The organism is Gilliamella sp. B3892, from assembly GCF_026536305.1.
In the GTDB taxonomy this organism is placed as follows: Bacteria; Pseudomonadota; Gammaproteobacteria; order Enterobacterales; family Orbaceae; genus Gilliamella.
In genome coordinates, this window is the sequence record NZ_JAFNOK010000026.1 from 1 (window position 1) to 2,407 (window position 2,407).

At 30.4% G+C, this 2,407-nt stretch carries 3 protein-coding genes; all 3 read left to right on the forward strand.

The window, feature by feature from the left end; all coding sequences use genetic code 11:
• The first annotated feature begins 188 nt into the window (after nt 1–188).
• The gene (locus J3U74_RS12265; protein WP_267328914.1) at nt 189–356 is read left to right on the forward strand and encodes a hypothetical protein; all 168 of its coding nucleotides are present in this window, start codon (nt 189–191) and stop codon (nt 354–356) included.
• A 537-nt stretch (nt 357–893) separates the two neighbouring features.
• Complete coding sequence (locus J3U74_RS12270; RefSeq protein ID WP_267328915.1) at nt 894–1,310, forward strand: hypothetical protein; 417 nt, start codon at nt 894–896, stop codon at nt 1,308–1,310.
• 16 nt (nt 1,311–1,326) lie between these two features.
• Nucleotides 1,327–1,752, forward strand: coding sequence for a hypothetical protein (locus tag J3U74_RS12275; protein WP_267328916.1), 426 nt, complete (start codon nt 1,327–1,329; stop codon nt 1,750–1,752).
• Nucleotides 1,753–2,407: the final 655 nt, after the last annotated feature.

Genomic DNA, 2,407 nt, shown 5'->3' on the forward strand with positions numbered 1-2,407 from the left:
AGATTCTAGAAAAAATACCAGGCAACCAAGTTAAAATCAGAAGTTATAATATTGGCTATGATGACGAAATAGTATCTCAAGATGAGATAACTATATTAGGACGTGTTTGGTGGCAGTCGTCTATATTGGATTGAGGATAAAGATATAAAAATAACCGCCTAGGTGGTTTTTATGAAGAGGGAACAAATATGAGTAAGTTAATGTACACAATAAGCATGATAGTAGGATTGGCTTTAGTGCTTTTTACTCACTACCTAGAAATTATAGGATTAGGAGTAATTCGATTTTTGTCTACAGCTTTAGGATTAGGAATAATATATACAGCTACAAAATGCTATAAAAAGAAAGACGACTAACCGCTTCGGCGGTTTTTGAGAGTGAAAGATAGGCAAGTGAAATAAGGTAATAAGGATAATTATAATGAAAAAAACTAAAAATTTTACAGTGAGATTTTACTCACTTGAAGCTACAAAAAAAATGATAAACTATCTTTAAATGAATTATGTAATGAAAATAAACATAAAGATAAATATGATTTCCCATTAATAAATATCGATAGTGGCATTTATCACATAAGGGGGGTCACCAAAAACACTGACAAATCTATTTCTGGATATATTGTAAAATATAAAGAAAATGTACACGACTCAAGCAGCTTAAGCAGTTTAGAAGAAAAAGTCATTAATTTAGGTTCAGACAATGCCTTTATTGAAAAAAATCATTTCATTATTTTTTTAGAAAAAAATAAATTTGAATTATTAGCATATCAACATAGTCGAGATGGGACAACAATTAACACTCTAATTAGTTACTTTAACAAAATTTCTAATATTAATGTCATTTGCCAAGATATCCTAACAAAAGATTCTCTTGATGAGGTTTTTCATAAAGGAGTGATTAAGAATGTTGAGTTTAAAATACACAAACCTATTTCTAAAGATTATCAACCAAATCCAAATTCCAATTGGACAACTTATGCATTTAACGAAATGACACAATCAGGGGCAACTACATTTTCAGGAAAGATTGGAACAAATTCTAAAACAAATGGCCTGAAAAACAGAGTTATAAATGAAATAAAACAATTACTTAATTCAGATTCAACCAAATTATTAAAAGTAAAATTATCAAATAATTCAAAACCGATCGACTTGTTTGCAGAAAGAATAAATGATAAAATAACTGTTCTTTTATACAGTGATGAGACAGCAGGTACTAGCACTATCAACTCAACAGAAGTTTACGCACAAATAAGGTTAGTGAAAGAAAAAAATCAAAGGCATTTTGACGCTAACTTTAGTGAAGATTAAAAAGGAGTAATGCTTTATGAAATATGCAACATCAATATCTCTTTTATTAGCATTAGCTACTTGTTTTATATTTCATAACTCAGGTTTTACAGGAACAATTAAACTAATTATGCCTGAAATGATTCAAATTTCTATTACTTTACTTGGTTTTTTAATTACATCCTTATCTATTATAATATCAGCATCAGATAAAAGTTTAATTATTGTTATGCAAAAAAATGGGTTTTATCATGTTTTGATTATGAAAATTTTGCAATGTTCTTTATTTTCATTTCTACTTTTTTTAGCTAGTACTATAAGTAAACTTTTACCTGTATTTTATGAATATAGCATCAATCTGATTTGTTTCTTTTTGTTTACTACTCTTATTTTAATGATTATCGATTTAGGATGGCGGTTGTGGTTAACACTTTCATTTTTATCAAAAAATAACAATAAATAAATTTTATTGATACTCCAAGCGACTTAGGTCGCTTTTTTCACGTCTAAAATCCGCATCCCCCTTTAGATACTGCCCCCGGATAACCACCGATAACTTTACTCCTCTCGATAACTTTTGTTATTGACATTAATGATAACTTATCTTATCATTATCACATCAAAACAAATCAACTTAACAACAAAGTTAAACAAGACCTCGAGTTATTTAACAAGTTAAAAGGATTCAAGTAGCTAGCTGAGGCATATGAAAGTACAGCGGTTTTGAAAGCAATCACAGCAGTACGCATCGGGTGAGCGACTAAATCACTCCTAGCCTCAAGAGAGACCGACTAGCCATCAAGTTCTTTACTAAATAAGGATTGCTAATTAAGTTCAAATCAAAGCGCACTCAACGAGTGCGCTTGAGTTTGACTAAATACTGACAGCTCGAAAAGACGGCACATTGCTACATACTATTTGCCCTCTACTATGATGAATTTTTCGAGGGGATTATGATTAATAAAGATTTTGTTAATGTGAAAATCAAAGATAGATTTCACAAGGATTATGAGTTAACAGACAGCGAAATTAAGTTTGCCCTCTTTTGCACATACTTTGTGATTTTGGGTGGATTATTTGGCTTGTTCTACTGGATGCTACAGATTGCTACGAGGTGA